Raw genomic sequence first — 18,950 nt, 5'->3', positions numbered from 1 at the left:
GTCCTAAGCCGATCACGGCCGATCCGAGGGACGAGGAATTCATGCGTACACCACGTTTCGCTCTTGTCTTGCTCGCCGCCGCCGCGCTGATGATGACGGGCGGCGCCGCGTTCGCCGACCCCGAACCGTCCGCCCTGGAACTGCGCGTCGTCGTGGACGACTGCCAGCGCGGAAGCGTGCAGCCATGACCGACCCCACACTCCTCGAACGCGCCCTGTTCGAGATCAAGCGCGTCATCGTCGGCCAGGACCACATGGTCGAGCGGCTGCTCGTCGCCGTCCTCGCCAAGGGACACTGCCTGCTCGAAGGCGTGCCGGGCATCGCCAAGACGCTGGCCGCCGAGACCACCGCCACGGTCGTCGGAGGCACGTTCGCGCGCATCCAGTTCACCCCCGACCTGGTGCCCGCCGACATCGTCGGCACCAGGATCTACCGGCCCTCCAGCGAGACCTTCGACGTCGAGCTCGGGCCCGTCATGGTCAACCTGCTGCTCGCCGACGAGATCAACCGGGCGCCCGCCAAGGTGCAGTCGGCGCTGCTGGAGATCATGGCCGAGCACCAGGTCAGCATCGGCGGCACCACGTACGAGGTGCCCCGGCCCTTCCTGGTGCTGGCCACCCAGAACCCCATCGAGTCCGAGGGCGTCTACCACCTGCCCGAGGCGCAGCGCGACCGCTTCCTCATGAAGATCGACGTGGACTATCCCAGCGAATCGGAGGAGCTGGCGATCGTCTACCGCATGAGCGTGGACCCGCCCGCGCCCCAGAGCGTCCTCGGCCCTGAGGAGGTCGTCGCGCTGCAGCGCAGGGCCCAGGAGGTCTTCGTGCACCACGCGGTCGCCGAGTACGCCGTCCGCCTCGTCTACGCCACCCGCGACCCCGACCGGTACGGCATCCCCGACGTGGGCCGGCACCTCGCCTTCGGCGCCAGCCCCAGGGCCACGCTCGGCCTGCTGGCCGCCGGCCGCGGGCTCGCCCTGCTGCGCGGGCGTGACTACGTGCTGCCCGAGGACGTACGCGACCTCGCGCACGACGTCATGGCCCACCGGCTCGTGCTCTCCTTCGACGCGCTGGCCGACGGGGTCATGCCCCGCCAGGTCGTGGACCGGGTGCTGGCCGCCGTGCCGCTGCCGGTCATCGCGCCCCAGCAGCGGACGGACGCCGCATGAAGCCGTACCTGATGGCCGAGCCCGCCCTGCGCAGACTCGAGCTGACGATCACGAGGAGACTCGATGGGCTGCTCCAAGGCGAGCATCTGGGACTGGTGCCCGGTCCTGGCAGCGAGCCGGCGGAGTCGCGGGCGTACCGGCCGGGCGACGACGTGCGGCGCATGGACTGGAACGTCACCGCGCGTACGAACGAGCCCCACGTCCGTGACCTGGTCGCGGACCGCGAGCTGGAGATCTGGGCGCTGCTCGACGCCACCGCCAGCATGGACTTCGGCACCGTCGCCATGGAGAAGCGCGAGCTCGCACTGTCGGCCCTGGCGGCGATCGGCTTCCTCCCCCAGCGCACCGGCAACCGCATCGGCGTGCACCTTCTGCATGGCGGCGGGGTCAGGACGCTGCCCGCCAGGACGGGCAGGCCGCACCTGATGGCGCTGCTGCAGGCGGCGTTCGCGCTGCCGCGCACCCCGCCGGGCGTGGCCGAGCCGCTGCTCGGCGTCGCGGCCGAGCAACTCGGGCGGGTCACCAGGCGGCGCGGGCTGGTCGTCGTCGTGTCGGACTTCCTCGACACGCCGGAGACCTGGGAGCCGCCGCTGCGCCGCCTCACCGCCCGCCACCAGGTGCTGGCCGTGGAGGTGATCGACCCGCGCGAGCTGACCCTGCCGGACGTCGGCATCCTCACGCTGATCGACCCCGAGTCCGGGCGGCGGCGCGAGGTCGCCACCGGCAGCGCCCGGCTGCGCCGCAGGTACGCCGAGGCCGCGCTCGCGCAGCGGGACGCCGTCTCCGGTGCGCTGCGCCGGGCCGGGGCCGCGCATCTGCGGCTGCGTACCGACCGGGACTGGGTGCGCGACCTCGTCCAGCACGTCATGCGGCAGCGCAGGATGGCCTCGCTCGCCGCCGGCCCCACCCGGCACACCGGGGCACCCATGGGAGGAGGCGGGGTAGCGTGAGCCTCATCGCGCCCCTCTGGCTGCTGCTGCTCGTCCCGGTGGCGCTGCTCGCGGTCACGTACGCCGTCATGGCGCTGCGCAGCCGCACCTCCTACGCCGTCCGCTTCGCCAACTACGACCTGCTCGACAAGGTCGCGCCGCGCCGGCCCGGCTGGCGCAGGCACGTCCCTGCGGCGGCGCTGCTGCTCATGTTCGCGCTGCTCGTCATCGGCTTCGCCCGGCCGACAGCCGAGGTGCGGGTGCCCAGGGAACGGGCGACGATCATGGTGGCGTTCGACGTGTCCGCGTCCATGGGGGCCACCGACGTCGCGCCCAACCGGTTCGAGGCGGCCAAGGCGGCGGCCACCCAGTTCGTTCAGGGGTTGCCCGAACGCTTCAACCTCGGGCTGGTGTCGTTCTCCGGCTCGGCCTCCGTCGCCGTGCCGCCCACCACCGACCGGCAGGCCGTCCTGTACGCGCTGGAGCGCCTCGGCACCGACTCGGGCACCGCCATCGGCGAGGCCGTCTTCACCTCGCTTGAGGCCATCGCCGCGCTCGACACCGAGGAGGAGGCGCCGCCCGCGCACATCGTGCTGCTGTCGGACGGCTCCAGCACCACCGGCCGCACGGTCAGTGACGCCGCCACCGAGGCGTCCTCCCGTGGCGTCCCCGTCACCACCATCGCGTACGGCACCGCGGACGGCGTCATCAGCCTGTCCGGCCGCGACGTGCCGGTCCCCGTGGACGGGCCCGCCCTGCGGAGCCTCGCCGAGTCCGCGGGCGGCGGCTTCTACGAGGCCGCGAGCGGGGACGAGCTGCAGGCCGTCTACGAGGACATCGGCACCTCGGTCGGCTACCGCACCGAACGTCAGGAGGTCTGGCAGTGGTTCGTGGCAGCGGGCCTGATCTTCGGCCTGATGGCGGCGGTGACGTCGCTGCTCTGGTTCTCGAGGCTCCCATGAAAGGTCTCGGCACCCCCAACGGCCCCTCCTTCACCACTCCACCCCCTCCCGAGCAGCCCACCGCCCCCGCACCCCCGTCCCCAAGACGCCCCCGCAACCCCTTCCGCCGCCCCGCCACCGGCACAGATGCCGGTGGGACGGGCGACACCGCCCCACGACCCGTTCACGCACCGGGCCTGAAGAGCGGAGCGGACACAGAGCCCGGCTCAGCCGCCCTGAGACCCCGCGCGGAAGCGGGGTCCGCCGCCGGCCCTGGGCTGGGTGCGGGGGCCGGTGTGCGGGCGGGGCTGGGTGCTGGGCTGGGTGCGGGGCACCTCCTCAGCTCCGCGCCGCCCCCGTCCAGACACCGCGCCTCGGGGGAAGGTACGTCGCCGACCGGTTTCGCATTCAGCGGCACGGCTTCCTGGGGCGCGCTTCCGGAGGGAGGCTCCTCCTCCGGAGCGGCGCCCGTAGGTGGGCCCTCAGCGGGCTCTTCGTCCATGGGCAGGGCTTCCCACGGCGCGGCCCTGGGGGGCTCCTCGCTCATGGGCAGGGGTTCCCCTGGCTCGCTGCCCGCCGGGGGCTCGCCTGTGGCGGCGGGTGGGTCGTCTGGAGGCGGCCTCTCTCGGGGGCGGGTGCTGGCGGCGGCGGCGTTGGTCGCTGTCGTCGCCGGGGCCGTGGCCGGCATGGCGGGTGGGGTGGCGGGGGGTCTCGCGGGGGCGCGGATGGGTGAGCAACCCGCTGCGCCGGCGGCGTTGCCCCGCGTGGCCCCTGCCCCCTCCGCGCCGCTCACGGGGCTCAGCGCGACGGCGGCGCGGGTGCTGCCGAGCGTGGTGTCCATCGAGACGGGGACCTCAGGAGGGTCCGGGTTCGTGGTGGACGGCCAGGGGCACATCCTCACCAACGCGCACGTGGTCGCGGGCAGTACGCAGGTGACGGTGGTGCTCGCCGACGGGACCCGGCTCACCGCGCGGGTGGCCGGGGCGGACCGGGGCGAGGACCTGGCCGTCCTGGAAGTGGATCATCCCGGCGAGTTGACGCCCGCCACGCTGGGCCGGTCGTCCGAGCTGGCGGTGGGCGACCAGGTGCTGGCGATCGGGTCGCCGCTGGGCCTGTCGGGCACGGTCACGTCCGGCATCGTCAGCGCGCTCGACCGCGAGGTACGCCTGGGCGACTCCCGCCGTACGGCGGTGCAGACCGACGCCTCGATCAACCCCGGCAACTCGGGCGGCCCCCTGGTGAACGCCCAGGGCGAGGTCGTCGGCGTGAACACGGCGATCGCCGCGAGCCGGGGCGGCGGCAACATCGGCATCGGCTTCGCCATCCCGATCGACAGGGCGGCGCCCATCGCCGAACGCATCATCCGAAATTAGGGTGCAAGACATGCGACTGCTGGTGGTGGAGGACGAAGAGGACCTGGTCGACGCCATGCGCGTCGGCCTGGTCCGGGCCGGGTACGCGGTGGACGTCGCCTTCGACGCCCCGGCCGCGCACGAGAAGCTGCAGGTCAACACCTACGACCTGGTGCTGCTCGACCTCAACCTGCCCGGCGGCGACGGTTTCCAGCTGTGCCGGTCGGTACGCGCGGCGGGCCAGGGCGTGCGGATCATCATGGTGACCGCCCGCGACCGCCTGGACGACCGGGTGCGGGGCCTGGACGAGGGGGCCGACGACTACCTGGTCAAGCCGTTCGCGTTCCCCGAGCTGCTGGCCAGGGTGCGCGCGCTGCTGCGCAGGGACGCGACGGGCGGCACGGCGGTGCTGGAGGTGGGCGGCCTGCGCATCGACACGGCCAGGCTGGAGGTGTCGCTGGACGGCCGCGCGCTGGCGCTCACACCGAAGGAGTACGGCGTGCTGCACTACCTGATGACCCGCCCGGGCCACGTCGTCTCCACGGAGGAGCTGCTCGAACACGTCTGGGACGAGCACGCCGACCCGTTCACCAACACCGTGCGGGTCACGGTCGGCAACCTGCGCCGCAAGCTCCAGGAGGACGGCCTGATCGAGACCGTGATCAGCCGGGGCTACCGGCTCAAGGAGCCGGCGTCATGATCCACACCATCCGCTTCAGGCTCACGGTGCTCTACTCGGGCCTGCTGTTCGTGCTGGCCACGCTGGTGCTCGGCGGCATCTACTTCGCCGTGTCGAAGACGACGGAGCAGCGCCCCGTCTCGACGGAGTTCGCGAAGACCTACAGCGGCAACCAGTACCTCGGCAGGCGCGAGGTGGTGTTCGTGGAGGAGGTCGAGAACGCGGTCAACGTCGAGACGATGGCGGCGCTGCGCAAGTATTCGCTGCTCACCCTGGCCGGCCTGTACGTCGCCAGCCTCGGCATCGGCTGGGTGCTGTCGGGCCGGGTGCTGCGGCCGGTGCGGTCGATCACGCGTACGACGGAGGAGATCCAGGCCACCGACCTGAAGCGGCGCATCAAGCTGGACGGCCCGCGCGACGAGCTGAAGGACCTGGCCGACACCATCGACACGATGCTCGACCGGCTGGAGGAGGCGTTCAGCGCGCAGCGGCAGCTCATCGACGACGCCTCGCACGAGCTGCGCAACCCGCTGACCATCATCAGGGCGAACGTGGACGCCGTCCTTGCCGCCCCCGACGCCAGCGAGGAGGAACGGGCGCGGGCGGTCGCCATCGTGGACCGCGCGACGACCCGGATGACGACGCTGGTGGAGGACCTGCTGGCGACGGCGCGGCGGCAGGGCACGGCGTTCGCGGACACGGAGGTCGACCTGGCCTGGGTGGCGGGGGAGGCGTGCGAGGAGTACGCGGCTCCGGCCGCCGCGCGCGACGTGACGATCGTCAGGGAGCTCGGGACGGGCCTGGAGATGATCGGCGACGCCGACGCGCTGCGCCGCTCGGTGGCGAACCTGCTGTCGAACGCCGTCCGCCTCTCGCCCCCGGGCGGCACGATCAAAGTGGCGGCCGGGCGTGCGGGCGGCTGGTTGTGGGCGGCGGTCCGCGACGACGGCCCCGGGCTGCGCGAGGCGGACCAGGCGCGGGTGTTCGACCGGTTCTGGCGCGGCGAGGCCAGCCGCCGCGACCGCCACACGGGCCTGGGCCTGGCCATCGTGCGGCAGATCGTGGAGTCGCACGGGGGCAGGGTGGCGGTCTTCTCCAGGCTCGGCCAGGGCGCCACGTTCGTGCTCTGGCTGCCGCCCCGAGAAGGCGCCGGCGACGCGCCCCCGGAGATCAACCCCCTGAGCACCGCCCGCACAGCGCGCGGGTGACAAGGAAGGCCAGTACAGGCAGCACGAACACGACGATGCGCGGCCCGTTGACGACCAGCTCGCAGGCGTCCTGCGGCACCGTCAGCCAGCGCGGGCGGCGCGCCCTGCGGGTAGGCCCCGTGCTCCCACACCCGGGTTGACCGCTACGAACGTGGCGACGGTCACCGCTCATCCAGGAAGATCGCCGAGCCGCCGGCCCGCCGGGCGAGCTCGGCGGGCCGGGCCTTGCCCTTTTCCCGGCCTGGCGGGAGTGCCATGGGGCCTCCTGGTGGAGGTGTGACGTGATTCTGCATCGGCTGTCCGCCTTTCTCAAGAATTGGTGTAAACCACTGGTCTAATCCAATTTTACGACCACGGTTCTTAAAATTGGATTAGACCTGTCGTACCGTGTTCACCAGCACAAACATCGACTTAACGGAGGGGTGCAGTTTCATCATCAATTTCACCGGTAGAGTCCGGTTCAGAGGCGTTCGATTGGAGCTGTGGTGGCCAAATACGTTTACGATTTCACCGAGGGCAACAGGAATCTCAAAGATCTTCTCGGCGGTAAGGGCGCGAACCTCGCCGAGATGACGAACCTCGGGCTGCCGGTTCCCCCTGGATTCACGATCACCGCCGACGCGTGCCGCCACTACCTGGCGGAAGGCTCCCTGCCGGACGGGCTGGAGCAGGAGGTCGCGGGGCACCTCGCGGCGCTGGAGTCGACGATGGGCAGGAAGCTCGGCCAGGCCGACGACCCGCTGCTGGTGAGCGTACGTTCAGGGGCGAAGTTCTCCATGCCCGGGATGATGGAGACGGTGCTCAACATCGGGCTCAACGACGAGTCGGTGCACGGCCTCGCCAAGCAGGCGGGCGGCAACGACCGCTTCGCCTGGGACTCCTACCGCAGGCTCATCCAGATGTTCGGCAAGACCGTGCTCGACATCGACGGTGACCTGTTCGAGGGCGCGCTCGACCGGCTGAAGGGGCGGCGCCAGGACACCGACCTGGACGCGGGCGAGCTGCAGCAGCTGGTGGAGACGTACAAGGGGATCGTGCGCGAGCAGACCGGCGCGGACTTCCCCGCCGACCCGCGCGAGCAGATGCGCCTGGCCGTCATGGCCGTCTTCGACTCGTGGAACGCGCCGCGCGCCATCCTCTACCGCCGCCAGGAACGCATCCCCGCCGACCTCGGCACCGCCGTCAACATCATGGCCATGGTCTTCGGCAACTACGGCGACGACTCCGGCACCGGCGTCGCCTTCACCCGCGACCCCGGCTCGGGCCAGCAGGGCATCTACGGCGACTACCTGCAGAACGCCCAGGGCGAGGACGTCGTCGCCGGCATCCGCAACACCATCCCGCTGCAGGACCTCGAACGCATCGACCCGAGCTCCTACCGCGAGCTGCTCGCCATCATGGAGACGCTGGAGAACCACTACCGCGACCTCTGTGACATCGAGTTCACCATCGAGCGCGGCAAGCTGTGGATGCTCCAGACGCGGGTCGGCAAGCGCACCGCCGCGGCGGCGTTCCGCATCGCCACGCAGCTCGTCGATCAGGGCCTGATCACCATGGACGAGGCCGTCACCCGGGTCACCGGCGACCAGCTCGCGCAGCTCATGTTCCCCCGCTTCGACGGCGGCGCCGAGAAGAAGAAGATCGCCAAGGGCATGAACGCCTCCCCGGGCGCCGCCGTCGGCAAGGCCGTCTTCTCCTCCGAGCGCGCGGTCGAGCTGGCCGAGCAGGGCGAGGACGTCATCCTCGTCCGCCGCGAGACCAACCCCGACGACCTGGCCGGCATGATCGCCGCCAGGGGCATCCTGACCAGCCGCGGCGGCAAGACCTCGCACGCCGCCGTCGTCGCCCGCGGCATGGGCAAGACCTGCGTGTGCGGGGCCGAGGAGCTGGAGGTGCTCCCCGCCGAGCGGCGCTTCATCGCGCCCGGCGGCGTCGAGGTCTCCGAGGGCGAGGTCATCTCCATCGACGGCCGCACCGGCGAGGTCTTCCTGGGCGAGGTGCCGGTCGTGCCGTCGGCCGTGGTCGAGTACTTCGAAGGCGCCGCCGAGCCCGCCGACGACCTGGTCAAGGCCGTGGACCGGATCATGCGGCACGCCGACGGCGTACGCCGGCTCGGGGTGCGCGCCAACGCCGACACCCCCGACGACGCCGCCCGCGCCCGCCGCTTCGGCGCGCAGGGCATCGGGCTCTGCCGTACGGAGCACATGTTCCTCGGGGAGCGGCGGCAGCTCGTGGAGGACCTGGTGCTCGCCACCACCGACGAGGAGCGTCAGGCCGCGCTGGACGCCCTGGAGCCGCTGCAGAAGTCCGACTTCATCGGCATCTTCCAGGCGATGGACGGCGTGCCCGTGACGATCCGGCTCATCGACCCGCCGCTGCACGAGTTCCTGCCCGACCTGGTGGAGCTGTCGATCAAGGCCGCCACCCAGGAGGCCACCGGCAAGGACCGGCGGCTGCTGAGCGCCGTCAAGCGCCTGCACGAGCAGAACCCGATGCTGGGGCTGCGCGGCGTGCGGCTCGGCCTGGTCATCCCAGGGCTGTTCGCGATGCAGGTCAAGGCCATCGCCCAGGCCGCCGCCGAGGTGCCCGGCGCGCGTCCCGAGATCATGATCCCGCTGGTGGCGGCGGTGCAGGAGCTGGAGTCCGTACGCGAGGAGGCCGTCAAGATCCTCGCGGAGGCCGGCGTGGAGGCGCTGATCGGCACCATGATCGAGGTGCCGAGGGCGGCGCTCACCGCGGGCCAGATCGCCGAGGCCGCCGAGTTCTTCTCCTTCGGCACCAACGACCTGACCCAGATGGCGTGGGGCTTCTCCCGCGACGACGTGGAGTCCTCGTTCTTCCACCGCTACCTCGACCTCGGCATCTTCGGCGTCTCGCCGTTCGAGAGCATCGACAGGGAGGGCGTCGGCCGCCTCATCGAGATCGCGGTGGCCGAGGGCCGCGCCGCGCGCCCCGACCTCCACCTCGGCATCTGCGGCGAACACGGCGGCGACCCGGACTCGGTCCACTTCTGCCACGATGTGGGCTTGGACTACGTCTCCTGCTCCCCGTTCCGCATCCCGGTGGCCAGATTGGAAGCCGGCCGCGCCGCCCTCGCAGACAACGAATCCGACACCCGCTGAACCCACCGGCACCGGCGCCCGCCCTCCCCATCCGACGACCGGGAAAGGGCAGGCGCCGGCTCACGTCGTGTAAGGGCCCCCTACTCCCTCCCCACCCAAGATGCCGCACCTCGCACCGGGCGAGCGCGCACCTCAGGGGGCCGGGGGAGGGCCGGCCGGGCCGTCGTAGCGAGCCGTGTGAGGGCTCTCACCATCCCCTTCCGCCGAAGGAGCTGTACTGTCGCGCCTGGTGAGCGGGTGCTTCACAGGGAGGTGAGGAAGTCCTCCAAGAGCTTGTTGTAGGTGTCTGGGCGTTCCATGTTCGGGTAGTGGGCGGCGCCGTCGATGGTCACCGAGCGGCCGTTGACGACCGTGGTGGCGAGGCGTTCGGCCATTGCCACGTGGTCGGGGGAGTCGGCGGCGCCGTGGATGGCCAGCACTGGGACCTTGATCTCCCTTATGCGGTGCCAGGTGTCCTTCAGCAGGATGACGTGGTTGGGTTCGTCTGCCGTGTGCTTGCTCATCGTGGCTCGCGCCATCGCTCGCAGGCGTCGCGGTATTTCCGGGTCGAGCTCCGTGAGGTCGCGGTACGGGCCCAAGCCGACCGTCAGGAAGCCCTCGATCGAGCCTTCCAGGTCGCCGGCGGCCATCGCGGCGTGCCAGGCGGTCATCGCCTGCCGGGTCCACGGGTCCTCGAAGTACGGCTCGCTCGTTCCCGCCCCCGTCACCACCAGGGCGCTGACCAGCTCAGGGTGCTCCAAGGCCGTGTCCACCGCGAGTCCCGCCCCCATGGAGACTCCCACCAGCACGGCAGGCCCGGTGCCGAGGTGCCGCAGCAGGGCGGCGAGGTCGTCGGTGAGCCGGTACGGCCCCGTGGCGTTGGCGGAGCGGCCGTGGCCGCGGGCGTCGTACGCGATGACCCGGTAGCGGTCGGAGAGCGCCGAGATCTGGTCGTTCCACATCGTGTGGTCGAGGAAGCCGCCGTGCAGCAGGACGACGGGCTTGCCGGTGCCGTTCTCGGTCCAGAACAGATCCTTCATGACAACCAAGGTGTCATGTTGGCGCGAGAATGACAACTCAGGTGTCATGATGGAGGAGTGAGCGAGACACGAGGAACGCCACCGACCGACCGTCTCACCGAGGTCTTCGACCTGGTGGGCCCCCTCTACCGGCGCGCCCAGCGCAAGGTGGAGCAGGACGCGCCCATCGAGGGCCTGTCGGTCGGGGTGCGGGCGGTGCTCAACATGCTGCGCGAGCACGGCCCCATGACCGTGCCGCAGATGGGCAGGGAGCAGGCGCTGAGCCGCCAGTTCGTCCAGCGCATGACGAACGACGCCGCCGCGCGGGGCCTGGTCGAGACCGCGCCCAACCCGGCGCACAAGCGTTCGTCGCTGATCCGGCTGACGGAGGAGGGGCGGGCCGCCATCGAGGCGGTGATGGAGCGCGAGCGTACGGTGCTCCGCCAGGCGGGCGGCGACCTCACGGAAGCCGAGATCGAGACCTGCCTGCACGTCCTGTCACGGCTGCTCAGGCTGCTCGACGACATCGACATGGACTGAAACGCCCATCGCCCGGAGGCCCGCGCGGGCCTCCGGGCGGAGCCGCAAGCAGGTCGGCCGGCTCGTCGTCGTCCCAGACAGGCGGGTCAGCGGCGTACGGGCTCGTCGTCCCAGACGAGCGGGGTCACCGTGCCGGAGACCCAGTCGCGGCGCAGGATCGCGTAGGCGATCGAGTCGTGGGCCGACCCGTCGGGCGCCGGCCACGCCTCGCGGTAGTGGGCCTCCTTGACGTAGCCGCACGCGCGGAAGACGGCCCGCATCGTCACGTTGTCGCCCCGCGTCTGCCCCTCGACCCGCTGGATCTGCGGGAAGGCGTCGAACAGGTAGGCCGTGAGCCAGCGCACCGCGTCCTTGCCCAGCCCGCGCCCCCGGAAGCGGGGCAGGATCCGCAGGTCGAACATGGGCGTCGCGTCGCTGAGGTCGGTCAGCCTGACCAGCCCGGCCCGCTCCCCGTCGGCGATCTGCCAGAACGTCCGGTTGTCAGCGTCGTCGTAGACCCCGTCGGCGACCCGCTTCCTGATCGCCTCGGGATCCTGCACCCCGGCGTGGAACGGCCAGGGGTCGGCCATCAGGAAGGCGACCAGCGCCTCGGTGTCGTCCGGGGAGAGCCGCACGTACTCGATCTGCATCCGGTCATCGTCCTGACCTCTGGGACGGCCGGTCAACCGAATAAGCGCGCCGCCCTCCCCGTCGCAGGAGGGCCTCAGCGCACGGTGACGGTGTGCAGCAGCCTGTTCAGGCCGGTCGTGGCCTCCCAGGTGCCGTCGTTGGCCAGCCGGATCGCGTACTCGGCCCGCGAGGGCTGCAAGGGATCGGGCAGGCCGAGCAGCAGCGCGTAGCTGCCGGCCGGCAAGGACGTGGGCAGCGTGACCGTCTGCGCGACAGTCGTCGTGCCACCCGCCTGCCACTTACGCGGGTCGGCGGACAGCGGGATGCGGGTGACGGCGGAGGTGGCGGTGTCGCGCAGCACCAGCTCCAGGCCGCGCGGGTTGACGGGGGCGGCGTACCCGTCGTTCCTGACCGTGATGCGGACGGGGAGCCGCCCGCCGCGGGTGGCCGTGCCCGGGTAGGTGCCGGAGACGAGCGAGAGGCGGTAGCCGAGGCTGCGGCTGACCGCGGCCCGGCAGCCTCCGGTGCTCCAGCTCTCGAGCACGCCGGTGTGGTAGTCGGCGTTCAGGTACGACCAGTGGAAGCGCGCCAGCTCGTCCTGGGCGGTGGGGCAGTCGGAGCGGGGCGGGTTGGGGTTGCAGGTCTCGCCGCCCATCGCGACGTGGGCGGTGTCGGAGGAGAGGTACGGGTACTCGACGGCGGCGTCCTCATAGGTGCCGTAGTCGTCGGGGCTGGCGAGGAAGCAGTCGTTGTGATGCCCGATCCGCGCCACGGCGGAGCCCCCGTGCGCCTGCCCGGGGGTGACCGGCGTGGTGGAGTAGAGGGTGCGCTTGAACTTGGGGGTGCGCAGCTGCACCATCCGCGTCGAGGGCAGGACGCTCAGCAGCTTGTCGACGACGGCCTTGCGGTTGGCCCAGTCGGCGGCGGTGACGTTCCCGGCGTTGCCGAAGTTCTGGGTGTAGTACCACTCGCCCCAGGCGCCGATGAAGCCGGCCTGCATGACGGAGATGACGTCCTGGTTGGCCCGCAGGTAGGGGGCGAGCTGGTCGAGGTGGGCCAGCACGCGGTCCTTGGGCGCGTCGGCGCCGTCCTCCGAGGTGGTGTAGGCGAAGCGCAGGATCATCTTCAGCCCGGCCTGCCGTACGGTGTCGAACTGCTGCTGGAGCTGGGCCAGCGCGGCCTGGCTGAGCGGGCGGCCGGTGAACTCGGCGAGGTAGAAGACGCACATGACGAGCGAGATGTTCTCGTTCGTGCGGTAGCTCCGCAGGGTGTCGGCGTCGAAGTCGTTCTTGTCGCAGTCGCCGGTGTGGTGGTAGAAGCCGCGCTCGGGGTTGGCGACGTCGGCGCCGCTCTGTGCGTAGGTCACCGTGGCCGCCTTGCCGGCGGCCAGGGCCGGGGGCGCGGTGAGTAAGGACGCGCAGAGGAGGAGCGGGAGGGCGAGGGTGCGTGCGAGCTTGGGCATGGGGCTCCCTAGGCATGCCGGGGGTCTCGGGCTTGCGCAACTAATCATGGAGTCCATGAGAATTAAGTCAAGACCTCGCCAACAGGAACCCAGGAAAAAGCCATGCCCTCCCATGCTTAACAGTGGAGTCCCCGGTAAGTGTCAGTCGTCCGAAGGGACCACCAGCCGCATCGCCGCCCGGTCGTTCCCCCCGACGATCACCGCGCCCGGCCGCGCCTGCGCCACCCACGTGTCGGGCATGACGGCCGGCGCGAGCACCCGGTCGTACGGCGCCCGCTCGGGGCACCCCCGCGCCGTGTCACCGACGATCAGGTGAGGACGCACCCCGGCCGCCACCAGGTTCCGCCACGCCTCCTCGGCCACGGTCGCGTCACCCTCCACCGACGTCACGCTGCCCGACTCGCCCGTCAGCCGGCACAGCAGCGCGGTGATCCATCCGCTGCCCGTGCCCACCTCCAGGATCCGCTGCCCGGGACGCGGGTCCAGCAACTCGAGCAGATCGACGACGCAGCTCGGCGCGAGCGCCACGCAGCGGTAGGAGCTCGGGTCGCGGCTGCTCGGCGTGGCGATCGGCCGCCCGGAGTAGACGGCGTCCCACCAGGCCGTGGGATCGTCGTCGCGGTCGATCGGCCGCGCGCCGTCATCTTCGAGCACGAGCCCGCGCGAGGGCACGAACCAGTGGCGCGGCACCTTGCGCAGCGCCTGCTCGATCGCGCCCGTCGCGCGCGGCCTGCGCTCGGCGATGGCCGCGAGCATCTCCTCCAGCCGCCAGGCGATGTGCGGAAGCATCGCCCTGGCCCCGCCGTCCTGCCTGCTCACATGGCCTCCTCCAGGCCGTCCGTATGCTAACGGTGACCGTAAGGCCACGGATCGCAACCTGGCAAGGGATCGCCGATGTTTTCGTCCGCGTTCTCCCTGCGCGCGAGCGTGCTCGTCAGTGCAGGGCGGCCGGGCTGGGCACGTCGAGCGGCACGTAGTCGTGGCGCATCCCGTGGTCGCCGAGCCACTGCCGCAGCCCCGCGACGGCCGCCGGGTTGGTCGCGACCTGGGCGGCGTACTCGGTCAGCGCCACCTCCTCGCCGTCGTCGAACAGCAGCCGCGCGGGCCCCGACCACGACAGCGTCCACTTGGCCTGGCCGAGCTGGATCAGCACCGCCTCCAGCGCCTGCCCGAGCACGCCCGACAGCAGCGTCGGCGACGGGTTCCAGCCCTGCTCCAGCAGCTTCGCCTCCAGCTCCGCCTGCCTGCCGCGCGCGATCGCCTCGAAGGCCGCGTCCAGGTACGGCCGCGAGGCCCCCATCACCTGCTGGCCCGCCACCGCCAGGTCGTGCAGGGCGTCGGCGTTGCGGCCGGCGTACATGCCGTGGGCGACCAGGTCCTCCCACGGCACGGGACGCAGTGTCGCCAGTGCCTCCTGGCTCCACATCGACTGCTCCACGGCCTGCACCGCCACGTTGGCGTCGATGAGCAGCGTCAGCGCCGAGCGCGGGTCGGGCACCTGCTGCGGCTCCGGCAGGTGCTCGATGGCCGCGAGGCGCTCGGACAGGCTCGGGTGGGAGTCGTAGGGCGAGACCTCGTCGGGCTGCTCGGCCAGCCTGGCGAGCTGCGACTGCCGCTCAGGGTCGCTCATCAGCGCGTGGAAGCCGCCGAACACGGTCGCGGGCCTGGCGCCGCCCGCGCCGGTCAGCACGAGGTAGCTGTTGACGTACAGGTCCCAGCCGGCCGCCGTCGAGTGGATCTTGCGCAGTGCGCCCGCCATGGCCTGCCGGCCGCCGATCGCCACCGCGAACTGGTCGGCCTCCAGCTCCTGCCGGCGCGAGACGGCCTGCGAGATGCGCAGGTAGAGCTTGGCGTACCAGGTGAACAGGCGCTGCACGAACGGGTGGTTGCGCAGCCCCTGGACGGTCGCGATGAGCGAGACCCGCCCGCGGTAGACCGGCGCGCCCAGCCGGGTGTGCGCGCCGCTGTAGTGGCCGAGCTCGTGGCCGAGCACCGCGCGCAACTCGTCGACCGTGAGCGTCTGCAGCAGCGGCAGGCCGATGAACATGCGCCGCCTGGTCGCCTTCATGCCGAGGAACTTGGTGTCCTCCGACACCGCCGCGTTCACCTCGGGCACCAGCCTGATCTCGTCGGGCGGCGCCGTACGGACGCGCTGGGCCAGCTCCTCCACCGTCTGCCACAACACCGGCTCGTGCTCGCGGCCGACCGCCACGCCCGGCTGCTCGCCGTCGCCGCGCCTGCTGACCATCACCAGCGCACGGACGAGCGCGCCCGCGGCCAGCGTGAACACGACCGCGAACTTGACCAGGTTGGCGTGGAAGTCCACCACGAGCAGCACGTCGAAGAAGACCGCGGCTGCCAGAATGAGGCCGACCAGCACGTAGAAGCCGGCGAGCAGGGTGAAGGCCAACACCGCTCGGAATGCTGTCGTCATGGGGGAGGGCTCCCGGGGAAGGGGTTCTCGCGAGGCTTGACACTAGCGGAGAGACGAAACTGGATAAAATCACCGCACAGATGCCGTACTACGACGAGCACGATCAGGAGCGTTGGGTTCCGGAACCACCCGGCAACCCCGAACGTTCCGCGTTCGAGCGTGACAGAGCACGCGTGCTGCACAGCGCCGCCCTGCGCAGGCTGGCCGCGAAGACGCAGGTCGTGGGCCCGGGGGAGACGCCGGGCGGCGGCCAGCACATTCCGCGTACCCGCCTGACCCACTCCCTCGAATGCGCCCAGGTGGGCCGCGAGATGGGCGCCACGCTCGGCGTCGATCCCGACCTGGTGGAGACCGCCTGCCTGGCGCACGACCTGGGGCACCCGCCGTTCGGGCACAACGGCGAGGTGGCGCTCAACGCGCTGTCGGCCTCCTGCGGCGGCTTCGAGGGCAACGCGCAGAGCCTGCGCCTGCTCACCAGGCTGGAGGCCAAGGTGCTCACCGAGGACGGCCGCAGCGCCGGGCTCAACCTCACCCGCGCCGCGCTCGACGCCTCCATCAAGTACCCGTGGACGTGCGACGTCTCGCCCAAGTTCGGCGTCTACGACGACGACCTGCCGGTGTTCGCGTGGATCAGGGAGGGCGCGCCCGAGGGCCGGGTGAGCTTCGAGGCGCAGATCATGGACTGGGCCGACGACGTCGCCTACTCCGTGCACGACCTGGAGGACGCCCTCGCCTCGGGCCACGTCACCCCCGAGGCCCTGCGGTCGCCGATCGAGCGCGCGGACGTCTGCGAGACCACCCGCACCTGGTACGCCCCCGGCGCCGGCCTCGGCGAACTGGAGGAGGTCTTCGCCCGGCTGATCGACGACCCGCTGTGGCCGCGCCACTTCGCGGCCACCCTCGCCGACCTGGCCGGGCTGAAGGCCCTCACCAGCGGCCTCATCGGCCGCTTCTGCCGCTCGGCGCAGGCCGCCACCAAGGAGGTGTACGGCTCCCGCCACCGCGCCGACCTCGTCGTCCCGCGCGCCACCCGGCTGGAGTGCGCGCTGCTCAAGGGCGTCACCGCGCACTACGTGATGACCACGGAGGACCACCACGCCAAGCAGGCCAGGCAGCGCGACCTCATCACCGAGCTGGCCTCCCTGATCACGCTGGGGGCGCCGGAGACGCTGGAGCCCGCCTTCCGTCCCGCGTACCTGGAGGCGGCCGACGACGCCGCCCGCGTCCGGGTGGTGATCGACCAGATCGCCTCGCTCACCGACACCTCCGCCGTCGCCTGGCACCGCCGCCTCTCCCGGTGAGCACACCTGGCGGGATCCGCTTTCCCGCGGACCCCGCCGGGCGGATACTGCGCCCATGGCCACATTTGTGATCGTCGGCGCCGGGCTCGCCGGGGCCAAGGCCGCGCAGACGCTGCGCGAGGAAGGCTTCGACGGCGAGATCGTGCTGATCGGCGCCGAGGCCGAACGCCCCTACGAACGACCGCCGCTGTCCAAGGACTACCTGCAGGGCAGGAGCGAGCGGGAGAGCATCTTCGTCCACGAGCCGGCCTGGTACGCCGACAATGACGTGGACCTGCGGCTCGGCCTGCGGGCCACCCGCATCGAGCCGGGCCACCACGTCGTACGCCTGGCCGACGGCTCCAGGCAGCCCTACGACAAGCTGCTGATCGCCACCGGAGCCGTCCCCAGGCGGCTGCCGGGCCCCGCCTACTACCTGCGTACGGCCGAGGACAGCGAGGCGCTCAGGCGGCGCTTCGCCGAGGGCGCGTCCGTGCTGGTCGTCGGCGCCTCCTGGATCGGCCTGGAGACCGCCGCGGCGGCGCGGGCGGCCGGCTGCGAGGTCACCGTCGTCGAGCCCGAGCCGACGGCGCTCAACCGGGCGCTTGGCCACGAGCTGGGCGAGCTGTTCGCCCGCCTGCACGTCAGCAAGGGCGTCGACATGCGCTTCGGCACCGCCGCCGCGGAGGTCACCGAGACCGGCGTGCGGCTCAGCTCGGGCGAGCGGCTCACCGCCGACCTCGTCGTGGCGGGCATCGGCGCGGCCCCGGAGGTCTGGCTGGCCCGCGACGCCGGGCTCGACGTCGGGCAGGGCGTCCGTACGGACGCGGCGCTGCGCACCTCGCACCCCGACATCTACGCGGCCGGCGACGTCGCCGAGTCCTACCACCCGCTGTACGGCCGCCACATCCGCGTCGAGCACTGGGCCAACGCCCTGCACGGCGGCCCCGCGGCGGCCAGGTCGATGCTCGGCCAGGAGGTCGTCCACGACCGCGTCCCGTACTTCTACACCGACCAGTACGAGCTGGGCATGGAGTTCTCCGGCGACGTCTCGGGCCACGACGAGATCGTCTACCGGGGCGACCCCGACGGGCTGGAGTTCATCGCGTACTGGCTGCGCGAGGGCCGGGTGATCGCCGGCATGAACGTCAACGTCTGGGACGTCGTGGCCGACATCCAGGAGCTGATCAGGTCGGGGGTCACTGTGGACGCAAAGGAGCTATCGTCGGGTTGAGCGTGACGACGTCCTCCTCGCTGGTCGTCCTGCGCGGCTTGGGCTTCTTGGTCGGCTTCGGGGTGCTGCTGGTCGTCTGCGCCGGCGCCACCTTGCCGAGACACTGCACGGTGCAGCGCGGGGTCTCGCCCAGCTTGCCGCGCAGCTTCATGGTCTCCTCGCGCGGCGAGAGCGTGCGGTTGCCCTTGCGCCAGGCGTCGAGATAGTCCCACGGCTCGACCATGCCCCTGCGCACCCACCAGTAGGCGGGGCCGGTCTTCCACGAGATCGCGAAGTACAGGTTCGAGCCGGTGTCGCGGGCATTGCCCGACCTGCCCACCTTCCCCAGCACCTGGCCGCCCTTGACCTTCGTGCCGGGCTTGATCCCGCCGGCGACGGAGTCGAGGTGGCCGCCGAGGTAGCGCACGCCGTCGGCGCCGATGATCGTGACGAACCTGCCCTCGCGCGCCGCTCCCGCGTCCGTGGCCGGCGACCACGTGTCGGAGGTGTTCACCTCGTCCACGACGCCGTCCACGGGCGCCACGAACGAGCAGCCCTGCTTGGCCCAGATCGTCGTCTTGGGCAGCACCAGCAGCTTGCGCTGGTAGGTGGTCTTACAGCCCTTCACCGGGAAGGTGTAGGTGTACTTCGACAGCTTCGGCGGCGGCACCTTGACCGGGTCGTCGCCCTCGGGCTTCTCGGCCGCCTGGCTGGGCGAGGGCGAGGGCGACGGGGAGAGGGTCGGTGTCGGCTCGGCCGCGCCGCCGCCCGCGGGGCCCGACGCGGGCACAGTGGCGGGTGCGACCGGCCGGTTCGCGCCGACTCCCGCCAGGCCGGCCTGGCTGCAGGCACCGGTCAGCAGCACGGCGCCTGTGACGGCCGCCCATCGTCCGATATGCCCCGATCGCATGTTCTCCACCCGTGTCACCGTTTCCACCGACAACCTTTACCTTTGTAGCCGACCGGGAGCCCCCGCATTGCCGCTTTCCTCCTTTAGCAGCCGCGCGGATACCCT

At 71.6% G+C, this 18,950-nt stretch carries 17 protein-coding genes; 11 read left to right on the top strand and 6 right to left on the bottom strand.

Annotated features, from left to right (window positions below; translation table 11 throughout):
* Positions 1–41: 41 nt before the first annotated feature.
* The 8 genes from AB0K28_RS32655 to ppdK all read left to right on the top strand — a co-directional run bounded on the left by AB0K28_RS32655 (position 42) and on the right by ppdK (position 9,399).
* Positions 42–188, top strand: coding sequence for a hypothetical protein (locus tag AB0K28_RS32655; RefSeq protein ID WP_345399367.1), 147 nt, complete (start codon positions 42–44; stop codon positions 186–188).
* Entirely contained in the window at positions 185–1,168 is a 984-nt protein-coding gene (locus AB0K28_RS32650) for a MoxR family ATPase (RefSeq protein ID WP_364377574.1), read from the top strand. Before AB0K28_RS32655 ends, AB0K28_RS32650 begins: the two co-directional genes overlap by 4 nt.
* Positions 1,165–2,118 (top strand): DUF58 domain-containing protein, encoded by a 954-nt coding sequence (locus tag AB0K28_RS32645; protein WP_364377572.1) that lies wholly within the window; start codon positions 1,165–1,167, stop codon positions 2,116–2,118. The genes AB0K28_RS32650 and AB0K28_RS32645 overlap by 4 nt, the downstream gene beginning before the upstream one ends.
* The gene (locus AB0K28_RS32640; RefSeq protein ID WP_364377570.1) at positions 2,115–3,059 is read left to right on the top strand and encodes a VWA domain-containing protein; all 945 of its coding nucleotides are present in this window, start codon (positions 2,115–2,117) and stop codon (positions 3,057–3,059) included. Before AB0K28_RS32645 ends, AB0K28_RS32640 begins: the two co-directional genes overlap by 4 nt.
* Positions 3,060–3,763: 704 nt before the next feature.
* Positions 3,764–4,411, top strand: a complete 648-nt coding sequence (locus AB0K28_RS32635) for a trypsin-like peptidase domain-containing protein (RefSeq protein ID WP_345399376.1) — start codon at positions 3,764–3,766, stop codon at positions 4,409–4,411.
* A gap of 10 nt (positions 4,412–4,421) precedes the next feature.
* Positions 4,422–5,090 carry a response regulator transcription factor gene (locus AB0K28_RS32630; protein WP_364377568.1) on the top strand — a complete coding sequence of 223 codons (669 nt, stop codon included), beginning with the start codon at positions 4,422–4,424 and terminating at the stop codon, positions 5,088–5,090.
* On the top strand, positions 5,087–6,277 hold the full coding sequence (locus tag AB0K28_RS32625; protein WP_364377566.1) for a HAMP domain-containing sensor histidine kinase: 1,191 nt from the start codon (positions 5,087–5,089) through the stop codon (positions 6,275–6,277). Before AB0K28_RS32630 ends, AB0K28_RS32625 begins: the two co-directional genes overlap by 4 nt.
* Before the next feature lie 485 nt (positions 6,278–6,762).
* Entirely contained in the window at positions 6,763–9,399 is a 2,637-nt protein-coding gene (gene ppdK / locus AB0K28_RS32620; protein ID WP_364377564.1) for a pyruvate, phosphate dikinase, read from the top strand.
* A 242-nt stretch (positions 9,400–9,641) separates the two neighbouring features.
* Here the strand turns inward: ppdK and AB0K28_RS32615 are convergent, their stop codons facing one another.
* On the bottom strand, positions 9,642–10,418 hold the full coding sequence (locus AB0K28_RS32615) for an alpha/beta hydrolase (protein WP_364377562.1): 777 nt from the start codon (positions 10,416–10,418) through the stop codon (positions 9,642–9,644).
* Between the two features lie 57 nt (positions 10,419–10,475).
* Here AB0K28_RS32615 and AB0K28_RS32610 point away from each other — a divergent pair, with 57 nt between their 5' ends.
* Positions 10,476–10,937, top strand: coding sequence for a MarR family transcriptional regulator (locus AB0K28_RS32610; protein WP_345399388.1), 462 nt, complete (start codon positions 10,476–10,478; stop codon positions 10,935–10,937).
* A gap of 86 nt (positions 10,938–11,023) precedes the next feature.
* Here the strand turns inward: AB0K28_RS32610 and AB0K28_RS32605 are convergent, their stop codons facing one another.
* The 4 genes from AB0K28_RS32605 to AB0K28_RS32590 all read right to left on the bottom strand — a co-directional run bounded on the left by AB0K28_RS32605 (position 11,024) and on the right by AB0K28_RS32590 (position 15,442).
* The gene (locus tag AB0K28_RS32605) at positions 11,024–11,566 is read right to left on the bottom strand and encodes a GNAT family N-acetyltransferase (RefSeq protein ID WP_345399392.1); all 543 of its coding nucleotides are present in this window, start codon (positions 11,564–11,566) and stop codon (positions 11,024–11,026) included.
* 74 nt (positions 11,567–11,640) lie between these two features.
* Complete coding sequence (locus tag AB0K28_RS32600) at positions 11,641–13,008, bottom strand: DUF4832 domain-containing protein (RefSeq protein WP_364377559.1); 1,368 nt, start codon at positions 13,006–13,008, stop codon at positions 11,641–11,643.
* Positions 13,009–13,149: 141 nt separating this feature from the next.
* Positions 13,150–13,827: a hypothetical protein gene (locus AB0K28_RS32595; protein WP_345399398.1), complete on the bottom strand. Its 678-nt coding sequence runs from the start codon at positions 13,825–13,827 to the stop codon at positions 13,150–13,152.
* A 115-nt stretch (positions 13,828–13,942) separates the two neighbouring features.
* Entirely contained in the window at positions 13,943–15,442 is a 1,500-nt protein-coding gene (locus AB0K28_RS32590; RefSeq protein WP_364377557.1) for a M48 family metallopeptidase, read from the bottom strand.
* 80 nt (positions 15,443–15,522) lie between these two features.
* On the opposite strand from AB0K28_RS32590, the gene AB0K28_RS32585 reads away from it, so the two are divergent.
* Positions 15,523–16,743, top strand: a complete 1,221-nt coding sequence (locus AB0K28_RS32585; RefSeq protein ID WP_364377555.1) for a deoxyguanosinetriphosphate triphosphohydrolase — start codon at positions 15,523–15,525, stop codon at positions 16,741–16,743.
* A gap of 55 nt (positions 16,744–16,798) precedes the next feature.
* Positions 16,799–17,956, top strand: coding sequence for an FAD-dependent oxidoreductase (locus tag AB0K28_RS32580; protein WP_364377553.1), 1,158 nt, complete (start codon positions 16,799–16,801; stop codon positions 17,954–17,956).
* Here AB0K28_RS32580 and AB0K28_RS32575 read toward each other — a convergent pair.
* Positions 17,922–18,845, bottom strand: coding sequence for a M23 family metallopeptidase (locus tag AB0K28_RS32575; protein WP_345399404.1), 924 nt, complete (start codon positions 18,843–18,845; stop codon positions 17,922–17,924). The genes AB0K28_RS32580 and AB0K28_RS32575 overlap by 35 nt on opposite strands.
* Between the last annotated feature and the right edge of the window lie 105 nt (positions 18,846–18,950).

Source organism: Nonomuraea sp. NPDC049504 (assembly GCF_040676845.1).
GTDB classification, from domain to species: domain Bacteria; phylum Actinomycetota; class Actinomycetes; order Streptosporangiales; family Streptosporangiaceae; genus Nonomuraea; species Nonomuraea salmonea.
This window is presented reverse-complemented; position numbering and strand designations above follow the sequence as displayed.

Bases quoted from the DNA above. Each gene is read 5' to 3' on its own strand.
- AB0K28_RS32655 (WP_345399367.1), top strand. From the start codon at position 42: ATGCGTACACCACGTTTCGCTCTTGTCTTGCTCGCCGCCGCCGCGCTG.
- AB0K28_RS32650 (WP_364377574.1), top strand. From the start codon at position 185: ATGACCGACCCCACACTCCTCGAACGCGCCCTGTTCGAGATCAAGCGC.
- AB0K28_RS32645 (WP_364377572.1), top strand. From the start codon at position 1,165: ATGAAGCCGTACCTGATGGCCGAGCCCGCCCTGCGCAGACTCGAGCTG.
- AB0K28_RS32635 (WP_345399376.1), top strand. From the start codon at position 3,764: ATGGGTGAGCAACCCGCTGCGCCGGCGGCGTTGCCCCGCGTGGCCCCT.
- AB0K28_RS32630 (WP_364377568.1), top strand. From the start codon at position 4,422: ATGCGACTGCTGGTGGTGGAGGACGAAGAGGACCTGGTCGACGCCATG.
- AB0K28_RS32625 (WP_364377566.1), top strand. From the start codon at position 5,087: ATGATCCACACCATCCGCTTCAGGCTCACGGTGCTCTACTCGGGCCTG.
- AB0K28_RS32615 (WP_364377562.1), bottom strand. From the start codon at position 10,418: ATGAAGGATCTGTTCTGGACCGAGAACGGCACCGGCAAGCCCGTCGTC.
- AB0K28_RS32605 (WP_345399392.1), bottom strand. From the start codon at position 11,566: ATGCAGATCGAGTACGTGCGGCTCTCCCCGGACGACACCGAGGCGCTG.
- AB0K28_RS32600 (WP_364377559.1), bottom strand. From the start codon at position 13,008: ATGCCCAAGCTCGCACGCACCCTCGCCCTCCCGCTCCTCCTCTGCGCG.
- AB0K28_RS32590 (WP_364377557.1), bottom strand. From the start codon at position 15,442: ATGACGACAGCATTCCGAGCGGTGTTGGCCTTCACCCTGCTCGCCGGC.
- AB0K28_RS32585 (WP_364377555.1), top strand. From the start codon at position 15,523: ATGCCGTACTACGACGAGCACGATCAGGAGCGTTGGGTTCCGGAACCA.
- AB0K28_RS32580 (WP_364377553.1), top strand. From the start codon at position 16,799: ATGGCCACATTTGTGATCGTCGGCGCCGGGCTCGCCGGGGCCAAGGCC.
- AB0K28_RS32575 (WP_345399404.1), bottom strand. From the start codon at position 18,845: ATGCGATCGGGGCATATCGGACGATGGGCGGCCGTCACAGGCGCCGTG.